Here is a 23,370-nt window from a genome sequence, read left to right as displayed (position 1 = left end):
CCCGCTGTCTCGCGGATCCGGCGGATCTCTCAGAGAGTGAGCAGCATCGCGAACATGCCTATGCCCATGGTCAGCCGACAGGCGAGAGCCAGCTCGGGACGAGCGGCCCAGCCGCCACCGACCGGCCCACCCGCGACCGGCCCGCTACCGCCCGCCATGGTGGCCACTGGTATCAACCGGGTCCCCGACCTCAGTACATAGGCCGCGTAGTAGGCCAGCAGCAGTCCGGTCAGCAGGGGTATGCCCCCGGCCGTCGCCGCGACGCCGTGGCCCGTGTGCCCGCCGTGCTCACCATGGGCCCCTCCACCGCCCGGTGCCATCGCCACCGCCATGTACACCATCGCCGACGACCCGACCAGATGGTGCAGATGGTGCGCGCTGTGCCGGGCGAACCACAGCGCGCGTAATGAGGAAAGGCCGAACAGGACGGCGTACACCGCCCACCCCCACACCGGTGGCGTCACGACAGCAGCCGGCACCGCCATGGCGGCCATGCCGAAGCCCATCAGCGCCTCGGCTCGCGCCGCCCTGCGTTCCTCCCCGGTCTCGCCGCGCGTGCGCAACAGGCAGTACGCACCCGTCACCCCGCACAACGCCATGAGCAGCCAGCCGGACACCGCCGGTCCGTGCACAGCGCACCTCCCCCTGGACGTACGACTTGGGTCCCTCTTGGTCGATGCCCGGGCCGGGACCGTCATACGCGGCGCACTGAGGTACAAGGGAGCGCGCGGAGGGGGTGTTCCCCACCGCGCGCTGTGCCAGCGCGGCCCGGTCGGCCGAGTCCGGGTGGAGATCCCCGGCGCCGGCACCGAGGCGACCGCCCAGCCGGCCCGCCGCGCGGGCTTACTGAACGTGCCCGGACCCGTCTTCTCCGCCGTGGACGGCTTCCGGTACCACTTGCGCCTCCCGTTCGCGGACCACGACAGCGGCCTGGAAAAGGCTTTGCCCGTGCTCGTGGACTGCGTGGAAAGAAGCCGCGCCGCGCACTGGGAGAAGCCGCGCTCCGCGCTTTCGGCGTGAAGCCCTGGCTAGGGGCGGTAGCGCAGCGGATGGTCCGCCGGTACTTCCACCATGACGATCCGGTGCCCGTCCGGATCGCGGATCCACATCTCGACGAGCCCCCAAGGCTCACGCACCGGCGGCCTCAGCACCTCGACGCCGCGGGCCGATACCTCCTCGTGCGCCGTCCGGACGTCCTTGACCTGCATCCACAGTTCGAGCCCGGGCACCGGCGGGGTGGTGGCGCGCCCGGAGACCTCCAGGAAGCCGCCGCCGAGGAAGTAGACCGTGCCCCGCTCGGGTCCGGTGCCGAACTCCCGGTAGACGGGCAGCCCGAGCGACTCCCCGTAGAAGATCCGTGACCGCTCGGGATCGGCCGGACGCAGCAGGATCCGGCTGCTCAGCACATGAACCATGCGCCCGACCATAGGCCCTGAGCATGCGGGATACGCTGCTCCGGCACGGCCACAACAGAGAATCGGAGAGCCATCGCCATGGACACAGCCCCTGCCCAGGACCCGGGACAGCTGACCTTCCGCGACGCGGCCGACGCCGATGTGCCCGCACTCGTGACGCTGATCGAGTCGGCGTACCGGGGGGACTCCAGCCGGACCGGATGGACCACCGAGGCGGACATCCTGCAGGGGCAGCGGACCGACCCGGACGGTGTCCGCGAGGTCCTCGAAGCGCCCGGCAGCCGACTGCTCGTGGTGGAGCGCGACGGCGCGCTCGTCGCCTGCTGCCAGCTCGAACACCGCGGTGAAGCCGCCTACTTCGGGATGTTCGCGGTCCGTCCCGAACTGCAGGGAGCCGGTCTCGGCAAGGTGATCATCGCGGAGGCCGAGCGCATCGTCCGGGAGAGCTGGGGAGTGAGCGAGATGCACATGACCGTGATATCGGTGCGCGAGGAGCTGATCGCCTGGTACGAGCGGCGCGGCTACCGCCGTACGGGAAAGCTCAGCCCGTTCCCGTACGGCGACCCGCGCGTCGGTATCCCGCAGCGCGGCGATCTCGCATTCGAGCTGTTGATCAAGGACCTGGTCCGACCGGTCGGATCACCGACCGGACCGGGTTGGTGATCAGACCGGTCGGGCCGACCGGACCGGCCAGGCCGGTGATCAAGCCGTGAAGCGGCCGGCGCGGCGGATGTCCGGGTAGTCGGTGGTCGCGCCGTCCAGCCGCAGGGCCCGTACCAGGCGCAGATGGTCCTGGGTGTTCACCACCCAGCCGATGACCTTCAGCCCTTCGGCGTGTGCCTGCTCGACCACCTCCAGGGTGAGGCGGCGGATGTTCAGCGCCAGCGTCGCCGCACCCACCGTCTTCGCCCGCTCCACCACATCGCCCCGCCAGCGGCTCGCGATGAGTACGGTCCGTACCCCCGGCACCAGTTGGGCGATCTCGGCGACCGCCTCGTCGTGGAACGACGACACCTCCACCCGGTCGACGAGACCGCGCCGCTGCATCACTTCGGCCAGGGCTCGGGCCGCCGCCAGATCCTTGATCTCCGCCTGCACGGGGGACCGTACGGCGTCGAGCACCTCCTCGAAGACCGGCACCCGCTCACCCTGTCCGGCATCGAGCTCGCGCAGCTCGGACAGGGTCTTCTCGGCGATCGGACCACTGCCGTCCGTCGTACGGTCGACATCGGCGTCGTGCATGACGGCCAGCGCGCCGTCCTTGCTCAGATGAAGGTCCAGCTCGATGGCGTCCATTCCGGCCCGTTCCGCATGGACGAACGACCGCAGGGTGTTCTCCGGCTCCACACCCATCACTCCGCGATGACCGATGGTGAGAAAAGACAAGGCAACTCGCTTCCGTCGACGGTGTCCTGCCCGCGTGCGGCTCCTACCCACCAGGCGGCACGGCACTGCGGCAGCCTAGTGGCCCACCTCCCGCCAACAGTCACCGAACCACGGCCTGTCGACGGAAGTATTCGTGGGAGAGATTCAGCACAGGAAGAATAGCGGTGACCACGGGGGGTTGGCAGGATAATCTCCTGAAGCCCACTTGTCCGGAGGAACCGCACATGGATACGGTTGCTTGACGCGAGGTTCTCCCGTGGAGGAAGAGTTATGACGGAAATTCTTGTGCACGACGTTGCCGCAGGTGACATAGATACGGACCGGAGGGTGATCGAGCACCCGGCCTGGCCCACGCTCAAGAATGCCGTGGAGGAGATCCGGCCCTGGCAGTCGAAGGACGGCTCCATCGACTTCGACGCCGAGGGCGCGCCGTCCGCAGAGGTCGCTGGGGCCACGCTGGACCGTGTGATCGCCGCGATCGAGGAGATCTCCCCGCTGCTCCCGCACGACGCGGCCTACCACCGTGCTCTGGTCGTGGACCTGCGTCGCTGGGCCGCGGACGGTTTCGGTGTGCCGGACTTCCTCGACTCGCTGCTCGCCTTCCAGCCGGCCAAGGGCCGCGCCGACGGGCTGCAGCACCTGGTCGTCTTCGCGATGTACACCCAGAACGGCAATCCGGACCGTAACCTCGAAGCGGTCGTGCTGCGGATGGTCTGGCCGGACTGGCTGGCCGAGCTCGAAGCCACCCGCTACGACAACCCGCTGTTCTGCGGGATCACCTTCGAGGACTTCACCTCGGGCTACGACACCAACTCCGCGGTGCTCTTCCCGGAGACCGTCGCCATGCGCGAGGCCCCCGACCGCTTCAGCTGGGGCGGAATCTTCTGCGACCGCGAGGCCGCCCGGTTCCGCCGGGTCACCGAGGCCGCGGTCGAGCTGCTCGGCGTCGAGGTGCCCGACGACATCCGCGAAATGGTCGGCGACCAGCAGCGCTGCGAGCAGGCCTTCGTGCTCTGGGACATGGTCCACGACCGCACGCACAGCCACGGCGACCTGCCGTTCGACCCCTTCATGATCAAGCAGCGCCAGCCGTTCTGGATGTACGGTCTCGAGGAGCTGCGCTGCGATCTCACCGCCTTCAAGGAGGCCGTGAAACTGGAGGCCGACGGCTTCCCGCAGGGCCGCGACGTGCAGTACGCCGTGCTGTTCGACCGGATGTTCCGCTTCCCCGTCACCGGCGAGCGCGTTCGCAACTACGACGGCCTCGGCGGTCAGCTCCTCTTCGCGTACCTGCACAAGCACGATGTGATCCGCTGGACGGACAACACGCTGAGGATCGACTGGGACCGTGCCCCGCAGGTCACCAATCAGCTCTGCGCCGAGATCGAGAAGCTCTACCGGGACGGCATCGACCGCCCCAAGCTCGTCCACTGGTTCGCCGCGTACGACCTGGTCGCCGCCTATCTCGCCCCGCACCCGGGCTCCCGCTGGGCCAAGGGCCCGGACGCGCTGGATCTGTCCCAGCCGCCGCGTAAGCTCGTCGACGATGTGCTTCCGGACGAGTTTCCCCTGAGCATGTTCTATGAGGCGCTCTCCAAGAAGCTGAAGAACGTGATCGCCTCGACCAAGGGGATCACCGCCGCGGATGCCGAGCAGGCAGCCGCGTGAGCGCCGAGCTTAAGGAGGCGGTGGCCATGAACGAAACGGGCAAGGGTAACGGGAGCGGTGCTCTCGAAGGTGCCGTGATCGCGGTCGCCGGGGCCGCGGGCCCGGCCGGACAGGCCACGCTACTGAGGCTCGCGGAGGCCGGTGCGACCGTCGTCGCCTCCGACGCGGACGCCACCCGCCTGGCCGAGGCGGTCGACGCGGCGCGTTACGCCCACGGCGGAGCGACCGTCACCGGAGACACCGTCGACCTGCTGGATCTCGCTGCCACCCGCGCATGGGCGGACAAGACCGAGAAGGAATTCGGCCGGATCGACGGCTTGGTCCACCTCGTCGGCGGCTGGCGCGGCAGTGCCGGCTTCGCAGAGACCGACCTCGCCGACTGGAACCTGCTGGAGAAGCTGCTGATCCGTACGGTCCAGCACACCTCGCTGGCCTTCCAGGAGGGGCTGCAGCGCAGCGACCGGGGTCGCTATGTGCTGATCAGCGCGGCCGGTGCGAGCAAGCCCACCGCGGGAAACGCGGCCTACTCCGCGGCGAAGGCCGCCGCCGAGGCCTGGACCCTCGCCCTCGCGGATGCCTTCCGCAAGGCGGGGGGCGAAGAAGGGCCGAGGACCGCGGCTGCGATCCTGATCGTCAAGGCACTGGTGCACGACGCCATGCGCGCCGAGCGCCCGAATGCGAAATTCGCGGGCTTCACCGACGTCAAGGATCTGGCCGAGGCCATCGCCGGCGTCTGGGACCGGCCCGCCCCGGAAGTGAACGGAAAGCGCCTGTGGCTGACCCCACAACCGTAAGGACCGACGCGCGACGCCACCACGACCCGCAGGTACGCGGCTTCGCCAGTGACAACTACGCGGGCACGCACCCGGAGATTCTCGCGGCCATCGCCCTGGCCAACGGCGGTCACCAGATCGCCTACGGCGAGGACGACTACACCGAGCACCTTCAGCGGGTCATGCACAGTCACTTCGGCCCCACCGCCGAAGCCTTTCCGGTCTTCAACGGAACCGGTGCCAACGTCGTCTCCCTCCAGGCGATGACCGACCGCTGGGGCGCGGTGATCTGCGCCGAGTCCGCCCACATCAACGTCGACGAGGGCGGCGCCCCGGAGCGGGTGGGCGGCCTCAAGCTGCTCACCGTGCCGACCCCGGACGGCAAGCTCACTCCCGAGCTCATCGACCGGCAGGCGTACGGCTGGGACGACGAGCACCGGGCCATGCCGCAGGTCGTCTCGATCACCCAGAACACCGAACTGGGCACGGTCTACACGCCCGACGAGATCCGCGCCATCTGTGACCACGCCCACGGGCACGGCATGAAGGTCCACCTGGACGGGGCCCGGATAGCCAACGCCGCGGCGTCGCTGGACGTACCGATGCGTACGTTCACCAACACCGTCGGCGTCGACGTCCTCTCCTTCGGCGGCACGAAGAACGGGGCGATCTTCGGCGAGGCCGTGGTCGTCCTGAACCCGGACGCCGTCCGGGCCATGAAGCACCTGCGCAAGCTGTCGATGCAGCTCGCCTCCAAGATGCGTTTCGTCTCCGTGCAGTTGGAGGCGCTGCTCGCCGGAGACCTCTGGCTGCGCAACGCCCGGCACGCCAACGCCATGGCCCAGCGGCTCGCGGAGGGTGTGCGCGCGGTGGACGGTGTGGAGATCCTCCACCCGGTCCAGGCCAACGCCGTCTTCGCCCGGCTGCCGCACGACGTGAGCGAGCGGCTGCAGAAGCGCTTCCGCTTCTACTTCTGGGACGAGGCCGCCGGTGATGTGCGCTGGATGTGCTCCTTCGACACGATGGAGCACGATGTCGACGCATTCGTCCTGGCACTGAAGGAAGAAATGGCGAAGTAGCCAGACCTGAACAGAATCGCATAGATATGCGGTCGATTGGAAAGTCATTGACATCCGGTCGGCCGCATATCTACGCGCGGCGGGTATCCCGACCGAGCTCTGCTATCAGGCGCTCGGCGAGGACGACGGGGAGTCGGGCCCCGTGCACGGGCTGATCGCGGACGGCTGCCCGGCCGCGATCGCTGGGACCGTCAGGACCACCGGGGCAACAAGCCGGGCGTCGACGCCCAGTTCTCGCTCGACGAGGAGCGGTTGGCGTGGCCCGTCCGGCCGGAGTTCGGTGGAGTGGACTATCCAGTACTCTATGCGGTACCGCATCCGGCGGTGCTGCGTGGCTTCAGGTCCGCCGAGGACCGCCCGCAATCGTGGCGCACTCTGCCCACAGAGCTCTGAGATCCCGTTCCGAGGCAAGGCAGCCGATGACCCTGACGTTCACCGTCGCCGACGACGTACGCACCCTCGTCCCCGGCTTCACCCGCCTCGCCGTCGAAGCGCGTGGGCTGGTCAACGGGCCCAGCGACGAAGAGAGTTCGGCTCTCCTGGACGAAGCGACCCGCCGGCTGTCCGAGCGGCTCGACGGCCGGGCCCCGCACGAGGACCCCCACCTCGCGGCCTGGCGTGACGCCTACACCGCCTTCGGTGCCAAGCCCTCCCGCACCCGCAACTCCGCCGAAGCCCTGGCCCGGCGCGCGCTCACCGACGCCGGGCTGCCGCGCATCAATCTCCTGGTCGACCTCTACAACGCCATCAGCGTCGCCCACCTGATACCGGTCGGTGGCGAGGACACCGACCGGATCAGGGGAGCCATGCGGCTCGTACGTGCCACCGGCCAGGAGCCCTTCTCCACCGTCGCGGGCGGCGAGGAGGCCTTGGAGCACCCCGAGCCCGGTGAAGTCGTCTGGTGCGACGGCGAGGGCGTCACCTGCAGGCGCTGGAACTGGCGACAGGGGGTGCGCACCCGGCTCGCCGAGGAGTCCGTGAACGCCGTATTCCTGCTGGAGCGCCTCGCGCCCATGACGATCGGCGAGCTCGAAGCCGCGGGCGCCGAACTCGCCGAGCGGCTGGCGAAGCTCAGTCCCGGAGCGCGGATCACCGTCGGTACCCCGGAGTGATGTTTCGCCCGAGCGGGGTCTCGCCGGAGTGACGCGTTTCGGCCGGGGTGGTGGACCCGCCGCGTCAGCTCCTCTCGCGCACCTCGGCCGACGTCGGAGCCGTACCGCCGAGGTGCGCGGGCACCCACCAGGTGTCGCTCGCGTCCTTCGGACGCACGGGGTAGGCGCGCTGGGCCGCTTCCAGGAGCTCCTGGACCCGCTCCCGTAGCCGCCGGGTGATCGCGCCCGCGTACTGGTCGGTGGGCGCCTCCACCGGCTCGCCCACCCGGATCGTCACCGGAATGTGGTTGCGCTTGAAGTTACGCGGCCGGCCCTTGGTCCAGAGCCGCTGGGTCCCCCACAGCGCCATGGGGATCAGCGGCACTCCGGCTTCCTGGGCCAGCCGGGCGGCGCCCGACTTGAAGCTCTTCAGCGTGAACGATTCCGAGATGGTGGCCTCGGGGAAGACGCCCACGATCTGGCCGGAGCGCAACGAGTCGAGCGCGTGCGCGTACGCGTCCTCGCCCTGCTTGCGGTCGACGGGAATGTGCTTCATGCCGCGCATCAGCGGCCCGGACACCTTGTGCCGGAAGACCGATTCCTTCGCCATGAACCGGACGAGCCGCTTCTGCGGCAGCGCCGCGAGCCCGGTGAAGATGAAGTCCAGATAACTGATGTGGTTGCTCACCAGGACCGCGCCACCGGTCTTCGGGATGTGCTCGGAACCCTGAGTGTCGATCTTCAGGTCCAGCGCCTTGAAAAACGTACGAGCGGCGCCGACGACCGGTCGATAGACGAGTTCTGCCATCTCGGGAAGACCCTTCTTCTGCGCCTGGGGAGGATTCTCCCGGCGGAAGTTACGCAGCCGTAGGTTTGCGGCATTGGGCCGATCGTGCCCCATGCGCGACGCGGTGGCCAGTCTCGGAGGGCGCGGGGCGCGAGATTCTCGTCACGTGGAACCGACGGGAATGTCTCTCCGTCCGGTGGTGCTGACCCCTTACGAAGAGCTCTGGCAGGAGGCCGAAGGTGGACGGACGGACACACCGGGGAACGCTGGGCGCGGCCCAACTCGGCGCGGAATTGGGGGAGCGGGCAACCCTGGTGCAGTTCTCCAGCGCGTTCTGCCAGCCCTGCCGGGCCACCCGGCGCACCCTCGTCGAGGTGGCGCGCATGGTGGATGGCGTCGCGCACGTGGAGATCGACGCCGAGGCGCATCTCACTCTCGTGCGCGAGCTGGAGATCAGCCGGACGCCGACCGTACTCGTCCTCGACGCCACCGGCCGGATCGTCCGCCGGGCCGTCGGGCAGCCACGCACCGTCGACGTGGTCGCCGCACTGGGACGGGCGATGTGACGTACCGTGATGCATCTCCCACATTGCGGAACACTCTTGACTGTACCGGCCACGTATCGTCAGTCTGACGCTATGCCGCCAGAACTCCTTCTCCACGGCCGGGTCCACGTGGATCTCGCCCGCTACGTGAGTGCGCGCTGTCCGGGTGTCTGAACAGCCACGGCCCTGTACGCCATTCTCCGTAGAAGGACCTCTCCCATGACGGCATCGCCCGAGCTCGGTACCTCCCGCACGGCATCCCCCGAACTCCTCCGCTCGGTCTTCCGGCAGCACGCCGCCGGTGTGGCGGTGATCACCGCCGCAGGTGACCGGCCGGTCGGCTTCACCGCCACCTCGCTCAACTCGGTGGCCGCCGAGCCGCCACTGATCTCGTTCGGTGTGGGGACCTCGTCCTCCAGCTGGCCGGTCGTGGCCGAGGCCGAGCACATAGGCGTCCACGTACTCGGCGAGCACCAGCGGGATCTGGCCGCCACTTTTGCCCGCAGCGGCGCCGACCGGTTCGGCCCGTCCACCTGTTGGCGCAGTGGGCCCGAAGGTGTGCCGGTCCTCGACGGAGCGCTGGCCTGGCTGGTCTGCCGCGTGGTGGCCCGGGTTCCGGCAGGCGACCACCGGATCGTGATCGCGCAGGCCGTGGTCGGCGACCCGGCCGGTGGCGGTCGACCGCTGCTCTATCACCAGGGCCGCTTCACCGGCCTGCGGGACTGAGAACTCCCAAGGGGCACCTGGGCGGCGCACGTAGGCCAGATCACAGTTCCAAGCGCTTGCTCATGGGTAAAGCACTGGGTGTACTGGCTAGTAATATTTCCGGTCGGAGCGTCGGTCGCCCCGACCGGAAACCGCCCCATCAGGCGCCTATGCTGCGAGCAACAAGGCAGCCCAGAAATGACGATGCAGTAGGAGAGCCGGCGTGAGCTTGAGGATCGTTGTCTGTGTGAAGTACGTGCCCGACGCCACGGGGGACCGGCATTTCGCCGATGACCTGACGCTGGATCGTGAGGATGTCGACGGTCTGCTGTCGGAGCTCGACGAGTACGCGGTGGAGCAGGCGCTGCAGATCGCGGATGCGGCGGACGGTGCGGAGATCACTGTGTTGACGGTGGGTCCGGAGGATGCCAAGGACGCGTTGCGCAAGGCGTTGTCGATGGGTGCGGACAAGGCTGTTCATGTCGAGGACGACGGTCTGCACGGCACGGATGTCATGGGTACGTCGCTGGTGCTGGCGAAGGCGGTCGAGAAGGCCGGTTTCGACCTGGTGATCGCTGGTATGGCGTCGACGGACGGGACGATGGGTGTGGTTCCGGCGCTGCTGGCGGAGCGTCTGGGTGTTCCGCAGGTGACGTTGCTGTCGGAGGTGTCGGTGGCGGACGGGGTCGTGCGGGGCCGGCGTGACGGTGACACGGCGTCGGAGCGGTTGGAGGCTTCGCTTCCGGCGGTGGTGTCGGTGACGGACCAGTCGGGTGAGGCGCGGTATCCGTCGTTCAAGGGGATCATGGCGGCGAAGAAGAAGCCGGTGGAGTCCTGGGATCTGGAGGATCTGGGGATCGAGGCGGACGAGGTCGGTCTGGCGGGTGCGTGGACCGTGGTCGATGCGGCGGCGGCGCGTCCGGCCCGTACGGCGGGCACGATCGTCAAGGACGAGGGCGAGGGCGGCAAGCAGCTGGCCGAGTTCCTGGCGGGCCAGAAGTTCATCTGACCCCGGGCCCGGTCCCGACTGCGGTCTCGGCTGCGGCCCGGTCCTGACTGCGGCCCGGTCCCGACTGCGGCCCGGTGCCGGTGTTGGTGTTGGTGCTGGTGTCGTCCCTGTGTTCCTGTTCTCGTTTTTCTTCGCAACTCGCAGGAGATTGAAGTCTCATGGCTGAAGTTCTCGTTTTTGTCGATCACGTGGATGGTGCTGTCCGCAAGCCCACGCTGGAGCTGCTGACGCTGGCGCGTCGTGTCGGTGAGCCGGTCGCGCTCGCGTTGGGTGCGGGTGCCGCGGGCACGGCCGGGGTGCTGGCCGAGCATGGTGCGGTGCGGGTCCTGACGGCTGACGCGCCGGAGTTCGGTGAGTATCTGGTGGTGCCGAAGGTCGATGCGCTGCAGGCGGCGGTCGAGGCGGTTTCGCCGGTCGCGGTGCTGGTTCCCTCGTCCGCGGAGGGCAAGGAGATCGCGGCGCGTCTCGCGGTCCGGATCGGTTCGGGGATCATCACGGACGCGGTGGATCTGGAGGCCGGTGAGCAGGGTCCGGTCGCCACGCAGTCCGCGTTCGCCGCGTCGTTCACGACCAGGTCCCGGGTGTCGAAGGGTGTTCCGGTGATCACGGTCAAGCCGAACTCCGCCGCCGTGGAGGCGGCTCCGGCCGCGGGTGCGGTCCAGGAGCTGGTGGTGTCGTTCTCCGGGCAGGCCACCGGCACCCGGGTCGTTTCCCGTGCCGCGCGTGAGTCGACGGGGCGTCCGGAGCTGACCGAGGCCGCGATCGTCGTCTCGGGTGGGCGGGGTGTCAACGGCGCCGAGAACTTCGCGGTCATCGAGGCGCTGGCGGACTCGCTCGGTGCGGCGGTCGGTGCGTCGCGGGCTGCGGTGGACGCGGGCTGGTACCCGCACTCCAACCAGGTCGGCCAGACCGGCAAGTCCGTCTCGCCGCAGCTGTACATCGCGTCCGGTATCTCCGGGGCGATCCAGCACCGGGCGGGCATGCAGACGTCCAAGACGATCGTCGCGATCAACAAGGACGCCGAGGCCCCGATCTTCGACCTCGTCGACTACGGAGTCGTCGGCGACCTCTTCCAGGTCGTGCCCCAGCTCACCGAAGAGGTCAAGACCCGCAAGGGCTGACCCACCCCCCTCGAAACAGCGTCCCGACGGTCCGGGGCCGCGTGGTGTCCACCCACCGCACGGCCCCGGACCGTTTTGGATCAGCATTGACGCAGGCCCAACGGCCTTATAACTTCACTATACGGACTATTGATTCCGGGAAGCGGAAACAACGTGACTGTGGAGGGTGTGGAAATGGGACAGCAGGAGAAGGTGGCAACGAGTCTCGCCGGTGCGGTCAGCGAGGAGATCAGCGCTTCCCTCACCGCGGTCGACGCCGAGCTCGCCCGCCGCTACCCGGGAGACCCGGGCACGCGCCAGCCGGTCCACACGGTCTACGTCCCCGGCGACGCGTTCACCTCCGGCACCATCCGGTCCTGGGGCGACCAGGCGCTGAAGGCCCTCGACGAACACGCCCCCGACGCGACCTCGTTCGCCACCGCACTCGGCATCCCGGACGAGCTCGCCGCCCCCGTCCATGAGCGAGTACGCGCCAAGCTGGAGCGCGAGCCCGTCGAAGACCTGCGCATCGACTTCGAGGACGGCTACGGGCCCCGCCCCGACGCCGAGGAGGACGAGGCCGCGGCCCGCGCCGCCCGGCTCGTCTCACAGGCGTACGAGAACGGCACGGCCGCCCCGTACATGGGCATCCGGATGAAGTGCATGGAGGCCGCCGTACGCGACCGCGGCATCCGCACCACGGACGTCTTCCTCACCGGCCTGATGCAGGCGGGCGGCCTCCCCGACGGACTGGTCCTCACCCTCCCCAAGGTGACGTACCCCGAGCAGGTCACCGCCTTCGTCCGGCTCCTCGAAGCGTTCGAGCAGGCGCACGGCCTGCCGGCCGGCCGGATCGGCTTCGAGATCCAGATCGAGACCAGCCAGTCCATCCTCGCCGCCGACGGCACCGCGGCCGTCGCCCGCATGATCGACGCCGCGCAGGGCCGCGCCACCGGTCTGCACTACGGCACCTTCGACTACAGCGCCTGCGTCGGCGTCAGTCCCGCCTACCAGGCCAGCGACCACCCGGCCGCCGACCACGCCAAGGCCGTCATGCAGGTCGCCGCCGCGGGCACCGGTGTACGGGTCTCCGACGGCTCCACCAACGTCCTTCCGGTCGGCCCCACCCACCAGGTCCACGACGCCTGGCGGCTCCACTACGGCCTCACGCGGCGCGCGCTGGCCCGCGCCTACTACCAGGGCTGGGACATGCACCCGGGCCACCTGCCGACCCGTTACGCGGCGGTGTACACCTTCTACCGCGAGGGCCTGGAGCAGGCCGCCGGGCGGCTCGCCGCGTACGTCGCGAAGGCGGGCGGCGACGTCATGGACGAACCCGCCACCGCCAAGGCGCTCAGCGGATATCTCCTGCGCGGCATCGACTGCGGCGCCCTGGACGCCGCGGAGGTCGCCCGGCTGACCGGGCTGACGCGCGCGGACCTGGACGCCTTCGCGTCGCCGCGACGCGGGGGGCTGACGGTGACGGGGCCGTAGCGCGTGTGGGTCCGGCCCGTGCCGTAACCCGCCATCAGGAGGGCATGGGCTCCGGCCCGTACCGTCAGCCCCGCAGGAAGGTCTCGACGGTCCCGCTGAAGCGGAAGGGATCGTCGAGCCATGGGAAGTGGCCGGCGCCCGACTGGACGGCGAATTCGGCCTCGGGGAACAATCCCGCGACGGTGGCCGCGACGCGAGGAAGCGGACCACTGTCCAGCTCGCCCGCAAGGACCAGCACCCGGGCCTCCAGCGCGGCTATGGCGTCGCGGGCCGCGGCAGGGGCGAAGGCGCCGTCGGACGCGTAGATGTCCGCAGCCTCGTAGTTGCTCTGCTCGACGTCGGCTGCTGCGTGGGCCTGGGCGGCCGTGTCCCAACGCCCGTAGAAGAACGGGGCGACGGCATCCCGGTCGGCGTCGGTGGCGGAGCCTGCCCGGACCGCCTCGTACGCGTCCCGCGCGGTCTTGAACCACGGCTCGGCCGTGCGCAGGGCGGCGGCTTCGCGACGATGCTCCTCGGTGAAGTCGACACCGAGGGCACGCGCACGGGTGGTGATCAGCGTAAGAGTCCGGATGCGCCGGGGATGCCGGGCCGCGTGGAGGATCGCGAGATCGCCGCCCGCGGAGTGCGCCAGCACGTCCACGCGGTCCAGAGCGAGGTGTTCGCGGAAGGCCTCCACATCGGCCACCTGTCGGTCGACGCGGTAGGTGGCCGGGTCGGCGGGGATGCCTGAGTCGCCGGTGCCCCGCAGGTCGAGCATGACCAGCTGACGTCGGCTCGACAACCCACCCAGATCGCCGAGGTAGGCGGAGGCGCGCATGGGGCCACCGGGCAGAACGAGCAGCGGCTCGCCTTCACCCACGAGGTGATAGGCGAGTTCGGTTCCGTCGGGAGCGGTGAAAGCAGACACGACGTAATCGTTATGACCGTACGACAGAGATGGCAAGCGGTTTATGCAGAGCTCCGCGGCCAGGCCGGTCGCCTTTGTGGGGACTGGGTGGCACGGGAGCCGAAAACGGTGAGGACAGGGGGCCGACTCGCGAGGAAACGTCATGACCGGTGCAACTCGCTTCCCCGCCGACCTCCGTGGATCCGCCGCCGCGCTCCTGCCCGAACTGGTCGCGCTGCGCCGCGTGGTTCGGCCCGGCGAGGAAGGCGACACCGGGGCCCGGGTCATGGTCGACGAAGGTGTGCTCGATGCCGCGGGCACCAGGCCGGAGGCCGCATACGCCCTCCATGTCGCGTCCGCCCTGCTGCCGCACGGTTTCGTCGGCACCCGCCCCGGACCGATCCTGACCGCCGCCGATGCCCTGGACGTGACCGTGCGCGGGCGCGGCGGGCACGGGTCCGGTCCGTCGACCCCCGGCTCAGGCCGGCGGCAGTTCGCCGGAGCCGCGGGCGATGAGTGACGTCGGCAGTTCCACCCGCGTCGGCGCGTCGTCCGCGCCGTCCAGCCGGCGGAAGAGATGCTCGGCCGCCGTCCGGCCCACGGCCGCGGCGTCCTGGGAGATGACGGTGATGCCGAGCAGGTCGGCCAGCTCGATGTCGTCGAAGCCGACCAGGGCGATCCGTCGTTCCTGCTCCGCGAGGACGCGTACCGCCGTCACCGTCACCCGGTTGTTGCCCGCGAACAGCGCGGTGACGGGCTCGGGGCCGGACAGCATCTCCTCGGCCGCGGCCCGGACCCGGTCCGGGGCCGTCGAGCCGAGGGAGACCCAGGAGTCCTTCACCGCCGTCCCGGCGTCCGCCATGGCCGCGTGGTAGCCGCGCAGCCGCTCGGTGGCGGTGTGGATGCGCGGCTGGTCGCCGATGAAACCGATCCGGCGGTGGCCGTGCGCGATCAGATGCGCGACGCCCTCGCGGGCGCCGCCGAAGCTGTCGGAGAGAACCATGTCGGCGTCGATCCGGCCCGCCGGGCGGTCCACGAAGACGGTGGCGACGCCCGCCTCTATCTCCGGCTCCAGATAGCGGTGGTCGTCGCCGGCCGGGATCACGATGAGACCGTCCACCCGGCGCGCGCACAGGGCCAGGACCAGCTCCTGCTCACGCTCCGGGTCCTCGGCGCTCGACCCGTTGATGAGCAGGGCGCCGTGCGCCCGGGCGACCTCCTCCACCGCGCGGCTCAGGGGCCCGTAGAACGGGTCGGCGAGATCCTCCAGGACGAGCCCGATGGAGGCGGTGCGGCCCTTGCGCAGGACGCGCGCGCTGTCGTTGCGGCGGAAGCCGAGCGCCTCGATGGCCTCCTGGACCCGGCGTTCGGTGTCCGGCGTGACCCCCGGCTCGCTGTTGACCACACGGGAGACCGTCTTGAGGCCCACTCCGGCGCGAGCGGCCACATCCTTCATGGTCGGCCGGTTGCCGTAACGGGTCTCGGAGTGACGGGCGGTCTCGGCCACGGTGCGCTGTCCTGTCGTCGGCTGCGGGTGGTCCGGCGGGCCCGCGAACGGTGCTGCGGAGAGGCCGGAGGCTGTGGCGTCGAGCATAGGCCCTGGACAACGTTGTCAGCTGACTGGAGACTGGGCAGACTGATTACTGAAGCCGCAGGTCCCGTACCCGACTCATCACGGAGCCACACCGATGCATACCGACCTCGTCGCCGCGCTGGACATCGGCGGAACCAAGATCGCCGCCGCGCTGGTGGACGGCGGCGGCGCGCTTCTCGTACGGGCGCAGCGGCCGACGCCCGCCCGGGAGAGCGCCGAGACGGTGATGGGGGCCGTGACGGAGGTCCTGGCCGAGCTGTCCGGCTCACCGCTGTGGGGACGGGCGACGGCTGTCGGCATCGGCAGCGCGGGCCCGGTGGACGCCGCGTCCGGCACGGTCAGCCCCGTCAACGTCCCCGCCTGGCGCGACTTCCCGCTGGTGGAGCGCGTCGGCAAGGCGGTCGGCGGACTGCCCGTCGAACTCGTCGGCGACGGCGTCGCGATGACGGCGGCCGAGCACTGGCTGGGCGCGGCCCGCGGCTACGACAACGCGCTGTGCATGGTCGTGTCGACCGGTGTGGGCGGCGGACTCGTCCTCGGCGGAAAGCTGCACCCCGGCCCCACGGGCAACGCCGGGCACATCGGCCACATCAGCGTGGATCTGGACGGCGACCCGTGCCCGTGCGGTTCGCGCGGCTGCGTCGAACGCATCGCCAGCGGACCGAACATCGCCCGCCGGGCGCTGGAGACCGGCTGGCGGCCCGGACCGGACAGCGACGCCTCGGCCGCTGCCGTGGCCGCCGCCGCGCGGGCCGGGGACCGTATCGCCATCGCCTCGTTCGAGCGTGCCGCGCAGGCGCTGGCTGCCGGGATCGCCGCCACGGCCACGCTCGTCGAGATCGACATCGCGGTGATCGGCGGGGGAGTCGCCGGCGCGGGCGACATCCTGTTCGCTCCGCTGCGCCGTGCCCTGCGCCGGTACGCCACGCTCTCCTTCGTCCAGCACCTCACGGTGGCCCCGGCGGTGATGGGCACCGACGCGGGGCTGGTGGGCGCGGCGGCCGCGGCGGCGCGGGTGGGTCCGGGCGGCGCGGCCGTTCTGGCCTGACCGCCGACGGCGCGGTGAGAAGCGCCGGACGGGCCCCGGGCTCCGTGAGTTCCGGGGCCCGTCCGGCGTCCGAAGACGCGATGGGGCCATGACCGCGACGCCGCGTCGGCCGTCCGGCCCGACGCTTCCGTCAGCAGGAGATCCGCAGGTCCGCCCAGTCCGCGTGGTCGGAGTCGATGCCGTCCCCGCCGTCGGTGACCACCAGACGGACCACCTGCGCGCCGCTCACATCCGCGGAAAGCGGCTGTGCGGGCATCGCATTGGTCAGTACGCCGGTCGACGCCACCTTCGTATCGTCGGCCCAGACCTCGAAGGCGACCGTGCCCTTGGCCCCCATCTCGTCGTCGACCCCGACCTGGGCCGTCACGGCGCCGCACGCCCCGCCGGTGTAGAACTCGACGGCGCTGTCGGCATGCACACCGAGTCCCTTGGCGAAGACCGTGCCGCCGATGGTGATCGGATTGCCGTCCCCCGCCTGGCTCTCACCGTTGCTGGTGTCCTGTTCGACCGGGCCCCAGCCGTTGGACGCGGAAAGCTGCGGCAGATCGCTCAGATAGCTGCTGCCCGCCGGGGGCGCCACACCACACGCGCCTGGAACGGCACCGAGGTCTGCACGCGCGTCCCGGTCGGAGACTGGTACTCGGCGCTGAGCTTCAGATCGTACGTACCGGTGGCTGTGCCCGCGGGAGGCGTCACCTGCCAGCGTGCGGTCAGCGCACGGCCGGTGGGCACGACGTCGGTGCCGGTCGGCGACAGGGCCTTGATCTGCCAGCCCGACGGGCCGGTGAGCGCCGTGGAGACGTTCTTGGCAGGCGTACGGCCCAGATCGGTGACCGTCGTCGTCAGCGACGCGTGTCGCGGCCGGCCTCCACGAACGGGCTGCCGTTCAGACCGAGTTCCACGGCCGGCGGGTTGGTGGCCCACTTGCTGTCGGCGGCTGTGCGCAGCAGTACCGTGCCGTGCGCCGGGACGGTCGCGGAGATGCCGCCCGCCGTGTTGTACGTCGTGTGCTGCCACAGGTCGCGCATCGTGTACGCGTCGGCCTCCGGCAGACCCGCCTCCTTCGCGGTCGTCGAGATGCGCTGCGCGTACCCGGTCTCGTTGAAGAGCGCCACGACCCGGCTGCCGTCCTTCATCTCCTTGGCGACGACCCAGCGCCCGCCATTGGAGGAGACCACGACGCCCTGCTTTCCCAGCGGGTCCTGATCGACCGCGATGACCTCGTGGTTCGAGAGGATCTTCAAGGTCTCCGGAGTCGCCTTGCGCAGATCGGAGCCGATGAGCAGCGGCGCCGCCATCACGGACCACATGGAGAAGTGGGTGCGGTACTCGGTGTCCGTCATTCCGCCGTTGCCGACTTCGAGCATGTCGGGGTCGTTCCAGTGCCCCGGTCCCGCGGCGGCGGCGAGCGGCAGGTTCTGCTTCATGATCGACAGCATGCTGCCCCAGCTGTCGCTGATGTCATACGTCGTGCGCCAGAGGTTGCCGAGCTCGCCGGCCCATTCCCAGGGCTTGTTCTGGCCCCATTCGCAGATGCTGTAGACGATGGGGCGGCCGGTCGCCGCGAGCGCGTCCCGCATCGTCGTGTAGCGCTGTTTCGCGTCGACGCCCTGGTTGTTGCAGTTGTCGTACTTGAGGTAGTCGACTCCCCAGTCCGCGAACTGCCGCGCATCGCTGTACTCATGGCCGAGCGCCCCCGGAAGGCCCACACTGTCGCAGGTCTTGGTGCCGGCGCTGGTGTAGATGCCGATTTTCAGGCCCTTGGAGTGGACGTAGTCGGCGACGGCCTTGATGCCGTTCGGGAAGCGCTGCGGATCGGCCTCCAGCTTTCCGTCCGCATTGCGCTGCGGCTTCGCCCAGCAATCTTCGAGATTGACGTACTCGTAGCCGGCGTCCTTGAGGCCCTTCTCGACGAAGATGTCGGCGATTCCCTTGACCATCGACTCGTTGAACTCGGCGCGGCAGTGGGTCGAGTTCCAATTGTTGAACCCCATCGGAGGGGTGAGCGCAAGACCGATACCGGCCCGTGGCGCCGGAGCGGGGGCCGGAGCGGGTGTGTCCGCGACGGCGGGCCCGGTGGCGCCCGCGGCGCAGAGCAGTCCGGCCAGCAGCGCTCCGATGAGTCCGCGTCGGTCGGTTCGGGTTGTACGGGTTGGAAGATAACGCATCGTTACGTTCCTCCACACTCGTCCGTGATCGGATGACGTCATGTGCACGCCAAGACGTGCGATTACGTTAGGCCGTGTTGAAGTCTGCTGGAAGAGGTGGGGCTGCGGCTCCTCTGATATCTCGTCAAAACCCTTGACGACGCCCCCAGTTGGGGGTGAGATCCAATCGCACGTTCGGTTGTGTTGGGTTGCATCTCCGGAGGAGTCGGGCATGACGCAGTCTGATTACGGCAGGTCAGGTGTACCGGGCAGCGTCGCAGGACATCGGATGTCTCGGCGAAGTCTGTTGCGTGGTACGGCAGTTGGTGCGGGAGCCGTGACCCTGCCGGCGTTGCTCACCGCCTGCGGCAGCGGCCCCGGTGGCGACGGGAAAACGATCACCATGGGCTCGAATTCGTCCGACCCCATTCCGAAGAAGGCATTCGCGGAAGCTTTCGCGGCGTACGAGGCGCAGTCGGACGGGCGGAAGGTGAAGGTCAACACGGTCGACCACAACACCTTTCAGGAGAACATCAACCGGTATCTGCAGGGCAAGCCGGACGACGTCTTCATGTGGTTCGCGGGCAACCGCATGCAGTTCTTCGCCAAGAAGGGCCTGCTGCACGAAATCAGCGACAACTGGCAGGACTACAAGGGCTTCTCGGCCGCACTGAAAGCCCAGTCCACCGGAGCGGACGGCAAGCAGTACCTCACGCCGTACTACTACTATCCATGGGCCGTATTCCACCGGAAGAGCCTGTTCGCCGACCGTGGCTATCAGGCTCCGAAAACCCTCGACGAGTACGTGGCTCTCGCCAAGCAGATGCAGAAGGACAAGCTCGACCCCATCGCCTTCTGCGACAAGGACGGCTGGCCCGCCATGGGCACCTTCGACTACATCGACATGCGGACCAACGGCTACGAGTTCCACAAGAGCCTGATGGCGGGGGAAGTCGCCTGGACCGACAAGCGGGTCAGGGAGGTCTTCGACACCTGGCGCCGGCTGCTCCCGTACTGCCAGCAGGGCGCCAACGGCCGTACCTGGCAGGAGGCCGCCAACAGCCTCCAGAAGAGGGAGGCCGGCATGGCCGTGTTCGGTCTGCCGCACCCCGGAGCCCAGTTCCCGAAGGGCGAACAGAGCGACATCGACTTCTTCCCCTTCCCCGTCATCAACCCGGAGCACGGACAGGACGCGGTCGAGGCACCCATCGACGGATTCCTGCTGGCGAAGAAGTCGAAGAACCTCAAGAACAAGAAGACCCTGGAGAGCGCCAAGGACCTGCTGAAGTGGCTGGCCACCGGGAAGGCCGAGGACATCTACCTGAAGAGCGACCCGAACAACATCGCGGTCAGCGACCAGGCGGACATCTCCGCCTACTCACCCCTCCAGAAGAAGGCCGTGGATCTGGTCTCCGGGGCGAAGCAGATCTCCCAGTTCCTGGACCGCGACACCCGGCCGGACTTCTCCTCCACGGTCATGATCCCGGCGATCCAGAAGTTCATCAGCAACCCGAACGACGTGGACGGACTGGTCAACGACATCGAACGGCAGAAGAAGACCATCTTCGCCGCCGACTGACCCGGACGCGCCGATGCAATCCGACGGAACCTGGAGTACCGACCGTGTCGTTCATCTCGACGCGGCGCACCGGGCGGCGGGTCTCGCGGCGGTTCACCCGCCGCGACCTCGCCGTACTGGGTGTGCTGCTCGGCATACCCGTCCTGCTCGACATCGCCATCGTATGGGGACCCACCCTTGCCTCCGTCGTGCTCTCCTTCACCAGCTGGGACGGCATCGGTGACATCAAGTGGGTCGGTACGCAGAACTACGCGAACCTCTTCACCAACTACCCGCAGTTCTGGCCCGCCGCCCGGCACAACCTGCTCTGGCTCGCCTTCCTCGGCCTCGTCGCCGCACCGTTCGGGCTGCTGCTCGCCGTACTCATCGACAGGGGCGTGCGTTTCAGCCGCTTCTACCAGTCGACGCTCTACATGCCTGTCGTGCTGTCGCTCGCCGTGGTCGGCTTCATCGCCCAACTGGTCTTCTCCCGCGACCAGGGAGCACTCAACGCGGTCATCGGGGACACGAGTTCGCCGACCGACTGGCTCGGTGATCCGGACCTCAACATCTGGATGGTCCTGCTGGCCGCGGCCTGGCGGCACACCGGCTACGTGATGATCCTCTACCTCGCCGGGCTCAAGGCCGTCGACCCCTCGCTCAAGGAGGCCGCGGCGATCGACGGGGCGGGCGAGGCGCAGACCTTCTTCCGCATAGTCTTCCCCACGCTGCGGCCGGTCAACGTCATCGTCGGCGTCATCACCGTCATCGAGTCCCTGCGCGCCTTCGACATCGTGTACGCCGTCAATCACGGCCGCAACGGACTCGAACTGCTCTCGGTGCTCGTCACCGACAACATCATCGGCGAGGCCAGCCGCATCGGCTTCGGCTCCGCCATCGCCGTCGTCCTGCTGGCCGTCTCCCTGGGATTCGTCGTGACGTACCTCGTCCAGGAGCTCCGAGGGGAGAAGAACCGTTGACCGTCCACGCCGCCCCCGCCGCCGCCCGCCCCACCGCGCCACAGACGCATCCGGCCCCGGCCGCCCGGCGCCGGGTGCGCCCCGGCAGGATCGGTGTCCACGCCTTCCTGATGGCGGTCTCCCTCGCCTTCCTCGCCCCGCTGCTACTCGCGGTGTACGCATCGCTGCGGCCGTACGACGAGACCTCCGCACACGGCTACTTCTCGCTGCCGCGCCACCTCTCCCTGGACTACTACCGCCAGGCGTTCTCCGATTCCGGCATGACGAAGTACTTCGTCAACACCATGATCATCGCCGTCCCGGGGGTGGTCATCACCCTCTTCCTCGCCTCGTTCGTGGCCTTCGCACTGGCCCGGCTGAAGATGCGTGGCGGGCTCGTCCTGCTGATGCTCTTCACCGCCGGGAACCTGCTGCCGCAGCAGGTGATCGTCACGCCCCTGTACGTCGTGTTCAACCGCATTCCGCTGCCCTACTGGATGTCCGACTCGATGACGATGTTCGACTCGTACTGGGCCGTCATCGTCGTCCAGATCGGCTTCCAGCTCGGTTTCTGCGTCTTCGTCCTGGCCAATTTCATGCGCACCCTGCCGCAGGAGATCCTGGAGGCCGCCATCGTCGACGGCGCGGGTGTCTGGACCCAGTACCGGCGGATCACCTTGCCGCTCTGCCGTCCCGCCCTGGCCGCACTCGGCACGCTTCAGTTCACCTGGATGTACAACGACTTCCTCTGGGCACTGGTCTTCATCTCCGACGGCGACAAGCTCCCCATCACCTCGGCGCTGAACAATCTCAGGGGGCAGTTCTTCACGGACTACAACCTGCTCGCAGCGGGCTCCGTGATCGTCGCGCTGCCGACGCTCGTGGTCTTCCTGCTGCTCCAGCGCCACTTCATCGCGGGCCTCACCCTGGGCTCCAGCAAGGGGTAGCGGACGGCCGGTGAGAAACCGGGCGTGGGTAAGTGGTGCAACCAGTCAAATGCCCTCGGGGTGCGCTTTTCGCCAGGTGATGTCTAGGCTTGATCCAGTGGTCCATGAGGCATGTCGGAGCGGTGCACAGGCCCCCGGCGGCCGGACACACTCTTCGTCCTGCGAGGGTCGCCATCGACGCCTCACGGACCTCCTTCCAGAGGGAAGAGGAACCGGCATGAGTTCACATCGCATCCGTACGAGTGCCGCAGCGATCACCGCTGTGGTGGCCTTCCCGCTCTCGCTCGGCGCGTTCGCCCCGCAGGCGTTCGCCGACAACACGGCGTCCAGCCCCTCCAGCACACCGAGCCCGTTCGGCCCGGGATGTTCCTCGCTGCCGCACGAGGGCAAGGGCAGTGCCAAGGAACGCGTGGCCACCGCAGCGGCCAACAACCCCAAACTGACCAAGCTGGCACTCGCGTTGAAGGATGCCGGACTCACCACCAAGCTCAATGACGCGAAGCACGTCACCCTCTTCGCCCCCACGAACGCGGCCTTCGACAAGATTTCCAAGATGCAGCTGGCCGGCCTGCTCAAGGACAAGGCGCAGCTGAAGAAGGTCCTGACCTACCACGTCGTGGACAAGACCATCACTCCCAGCGAGCTCCCCAACGGCAGCTTCAAGACGCGGGAGGGCTCGATGCTCAAGACCACCGGGTCGGGCACGTCGTTCAAGGTCAACGACACCGCGAAGATCGTCTGTGGGGACATCAAGACGGCCAACGCCACCGTCTACCTCGTCGACAAGGTCCTCATGCCGCCGTCCTAGGATCCCGCACCGGGACGACGATTCCTGCCCGGTCGGCAGGACTTCGTCCCGGTCCTGTGCCCCTGCGAGCCGAGGGGAGGGCGTCCGCGGCCCGCAGGGGCCATGGCGGTTCCTGGCGCACAGCCCCTTGTGCGCAGTTCGTTCTCGCACTTCTGCTGGGCGATCGACTGCTGGGCGATCGACGTGTCATACGCCGGCGGCCGGCCCGATTCCTGTGCTCCGGCTCGTTTCTTCCGCATCGTTCGTTCCCCCGTGCCACCGTCGCTTCGGCAACAGCCGTGTGCTGCCTGTCCGTCCGGCCGGGGACAGTCGACGACGGGTCCGTAGCGCGGCCGTCCACTACAGCGTCACGCTGCTCGGCGGGGCACGGC

Annotated in this window: 22 protein-coding genes and 3 pseudogenes; 18 read left to right on the top strand and 7 right to left on the bottom strand. The window is 69.0% G+C overall.

Annotation, left to right across the window (positions count from 1 at the left end):
• Positions 1-29: 29 nt before the first annotated feature.
• A complete protein-coding gene (locus OG936_RS02240; protein WP_406492147.1) occupies positions 30-632 on the bottom strand; it encodes a DUF5134 domain-containing protein in 603 nt (200 codons plus the stop codon).
• A 154-nt stretch (positions 633-786) separates the two neighbouring features.
• On the opposite strand from OG936_RS02240, the gene OG936_RS02235 reads away from it, so the two are divergent.
• The gene (locus OG936_RS02235) at positions 787-1,020 is read left to right on the top strand and encodes a hypothetical protein (protein ID WP_406492146.1); all 234 of its coding nucleotides are present in this window, start codon (positions 787-789) and stop codon (positions 1,018-1,020) included.
• A gap of 8 nt (positions 1,021-1,028) precedes the next feature.
• Here OG936_RS02235 and OG936_RS02230 read toward each other — a convergent pair whose 3' ends face one another.
• Positions 1,029-1,415: a VOC family protein gene (locus tag OG936_RS02230; protein ID WP_383760545.1), complete on the bottom strand. Its 387-nt coding sequence runs from the start codon at positions 1,413-1,415 to the stop codon at positions 1,029-1,031.
• Positions 1,416-1,493: 78 nt separating this feature from the next.
• Between OG936_RS02230 and OG936_RS02225 the strand changes: the two genes are divergently transcribed.
• Positions 1,494-2,078: a GNAT family N-acetyltransferase gene (locus OG936_RS02225; RefSeq protein ID WP_406492144.1), complete on the top strand. Its 585-nt coding sequence runs from the start codon at positions 1,494-1,496 to the stop codon at positions 2,076-2,078.
• A gap of 39 nt (positions 2,079-2,117) precedes the next feature.
• Here the strand turns inward: OG936_RS02225 and OG936_RS02220 are convergent, their stop codons facing one another.
• Positions 2,118-2,801, bottom strand: coding sequence for a glycerophosphodiester phosphodiesterase (locus OG936_RS02220; protein ID WP_383760548.1), 684 nt, complete (start codon positions 2,799-2,801; stop codon positions 2,118-2,120).
• 270 nt (positions 2,802-3,071) lie between these two features.
• Between OG936_RS02220 and OG936_RS02215 the strand changes: the two genes are divergently transcribed.
• The 5 genes and pseudogenes from OG936_RS02215 to OG936_RS02195 all read left to right on the top strand — a co-directional run bounded on the left by OG936_RS02215 (position 3,072) and on the right by OG936_RS02195 (position 7,433).
• Positions 3,072-4,469 (top strand): DUF6421 family protein, encoded by a 1,398-nt coding sequence (locus tag OG936_RS02215; protein WP_406492142.1) that lies wholly within the window; start codon positions 3,072-3,074, stop codon positions 4,467-4,469.
• A 26-nt stretch (positions 4,470-4,495) separates the two neighbouring features.
• A complete protein-coding gene (locus OG936_RS02210) occupies positions 4,496-5,263 on the top strand; it encodes an SDR family NAD(P)-dependent oxidoreductase (RefSeq protein ID WP_406500299.1) in 768 nt (255 codons plus the stop codon).
• Complete coding sequence (locus OG936_RS02205; RefSeq protein WP_266744702.1) at positions 5,242-6,321, top strand: low specificity L-threonine aldolase; 1,080 nt, start codon at positions 5,242-5,244, stop codon at positions 6,319-6,321. Before OG936_RS02210 ends, OG936_RS02205 begins: the two co-directional genes overlap by 22 nt.
• 61 nt (positions 6,322-6,382) lie before the next feature.
• Positions 6,383-6,714 (top strand): annotated as a pseudogene (locus OG936_RS02200) (transglutaminase); the annotation flags it as partial.
• A gap of 26 nt (positions 6,715-6,740) precedes the next feature.
• Positions 6,741-7,433, top strand: coding sequence for a B3/4 domain-containing protein (locus OG936_RS02195; RefSeq protein ID WP_406492140.1), 693 nt, complete (start codon positions 6,741-6,743; stop codon positions 7,431-7,433).
• Between the two features lie 64 nt (positions 7,434-7,497).
• Here the strand turns inward: OG936_RS02195 and OG936_RS02190 are convergent, their stop codons facing one another.
• A complete protein-coding gene (locus tag OG936_RS02190) occupies positions 7,498-8,220 on the bottom strand; it encodes a lysophospholipid acyltransferase family protein (protein WP_406492138.1) in 723 nt (240 codons plus the stop codon).
• Positions 8,221-8,438: 218 nt separating this feature from the next.
• Here OG936_RS02190 and OG936_RS02185 point away from each other — a divergent pair, with 218 nt between their 5' ends.
• The 5 genes from OG936_RS02185 to OG936_RS02165 all read left to right on the top strand — a co-directional run bounded on the left by OG936_RS02185 (position 8,439) and on the right by OG936_RS02165 (position 13,052).
• Positions 8,439-8,765: a TlpA family protein disulfide reductase gene (locus OG936_RS02185; protein WP_406492137.1), complete on the top strand. Its 327-nt coding sequence runs from the start codon at positions 8,439-8,441 to the stop codon at positions 8,763-8,765.
• A 198-nt stretch (positions 8,766-8,963) separates the two neighbouring features.
• On the top strand, positions 8,964-9,470 hold the full coding sequence (locus tag OG936_RS02180; RefSeq protein WP_406492135.1) for a flavin reductase family protein: 507 nt from the start codon (positions 8,964-8,966) through the stop codon (positions 9,468-9,470).
• Positions 9,471-9,672: 202 nt separating this feature from the next.
• Positions 9,673-10,458 (top strand): electron transfer flavoprotein subunit beta/FixA family protein, encoded by a 786-nt coding sequence (locus OG936_RS02175; protein ID WP_266744698.1) that lies wholly within the window; start codon positions 9,673-9,675, stop codon positions 10,456-10,458.
• Between the two features lie 158 nt (positions 10,459-10,616).
• Positions 10,617-11,579, top strand: coding sequence for an electron transfer flavoprotein subunit alpha/FixB family protein (locus OG936_RS02170; protein WP_266744697.1), 963 nt, complete (start codon positions 10,617-10,619; stop codon positions 11,577-11,579).
• 174 nt (positions 11,580-11,753) lie between these two features.
• Positions 11,754-13,052 carry a DUF6986 family protein gene (locus OG936_RS02165; RefSeq protein WP_406492133.1) on the top strand — a complete coding sequence of 433 codons (1,299 nt, stop codon included), beginning with the start codon at positions 11,754-11,756 and terminating at the stop codon, positions 13,050-13,052.
• 64 nt (positions 13,053-13,116) lie between these two features.
• On the opposite strand, the gene OG936_RS02160 is transcribed toward OG936_RS02165, so the two are convergent.
• On the bottom strand, positions 13,117-13,959 hold the full coding sequence (locus OG936_RS02160) for an alpha/beta fold hydrolase (protein WP_406492132.1): 843 nt from the start codon (positions 13,957-13,959) through the stop codon (positions 13,117-13,119).
• Positions 13,960-14,188: 229 nt separating this feature from the next.
• On the opposite strand from OG936_RS02160, the pseudogene OG936_RS02155 reads away from it, so the two are divergent.
• A pseudogene (locus OG936_RS02155) lies at positions 14,189-14,404 on the top strand (amidohydrolase); the annotation flags it as partial.
• Positions 14,405-14,416: 12 nt separating this feature from the next.
• On the opposite strand, the gene OG936_RS02150 reads toward OG936_RS02155, so the two are convergent.
• A complete protein-coding gene (locus OG936_RS02150) occupies positions 14,417-15,445 on the bottom strand; it encodes a LacI family DNA-binding transcriptional regulator (protein WP_406500298.1) in 1,029 nt (342 codons plus the stop codon).
• Between the two features lie 181 nt (positions 15,446-15,626).
• Between OG936_RS02150 and OG936_RS02145 the strand changes: the two genes are divergently transcribed.
• The gene (locus OG936_RS02145) at positions 15,627-16,580 is read left to right on the top strand and encodes an ROK family protein (RefSeq protein ID WP_406492131.1); all 954 of its coding nucleotides are present in this window, start codon (positions 15,627-15,629) and stop codon (positions 16,578-16,580) included.
• 130 nt (positions 16,581-16,710) lie between these two features.
• Here the strand turns inward: OG936_RS02145 and OG936_RS02140 are convergent.
• A pseudogene (locus OG936_RS02140) lies at positions 16,711-18,748 on the bottom strand (NPCBM/NEW2 domain-containing protein).
• Positions 18,749-19,016: 268 nt separating this feature from the next.
• Between OG936_RS02140 and OG936_RS02135 the strand changes: the two are divergent.
• The 4 genes from OG936_RS02135 to OG936_RS02120 all read left to right on the top strand — a co-directional run bounded on the left by OG936_RS02135 (position 19,017) and on the right by OG936_RS02120 (position 22,999).
• A complete protein-coding gene (locus OG936_RS02135) occupies positions 19,017-20,306 on the top strand; it encodes an ABC transporter substrate-binding protein (RefSeq protein ID WP_406492129.1) in 1,290 nt (429 codons plus the stop codon).
• 44 nt (positions 20,307-20,350) lie between these two features.
• Positions 20,351-21,265, top strand: a complete 915-nt coding sequence (locus tag OG936_RS02130; RefSeq protein WP_383759162.1) for a carbohydrate ABC transporter permease — start codon at positions 20,351-20,353, stop codon at positions 21,263-21,265.
• On the top strand, positions 21,262-22,191 hold the full coding sequence (locus tag OG936_RS02125) for a carbohydrate ABC transporter permease (RefSeq protein ID WP_406492127.1): 930 nt from the start codon (positions 21,262-21,264) through the stop codon (positions 22,189-22,191). The genes OG936_RS02130 and OG936_RS02125 overlap by 4 nt, the downstream gene beginning before the upstream one ends.
• Before the next feature lie 217 nt (positions 22,192-22,408).
• Entirely contained in the window at positions 22,409-22,999 is a 591-nt protein-coding gene (locus OG936_RS02120) for a fasciclin domain-containing protein (RefSeq protein ID WP_406492125.1), read from the top strand.
• Positions 23,000-23,370: the final 371 nt, after the last annotated feature.

The sequence above is a fragment of the Streptomyces sp. NBC_00846 genome, from assembly GCF_045207325.1.
GTDB lineage: Bacteria > Actinomycetota > Actinomycetes > Streptomycetales > Streptomycetaceae > Streptomyces.
Note: the sequence above shows the minus strand (reverse complement) of the source record. Positions and strands in the feature narration are given on the sequence as shown.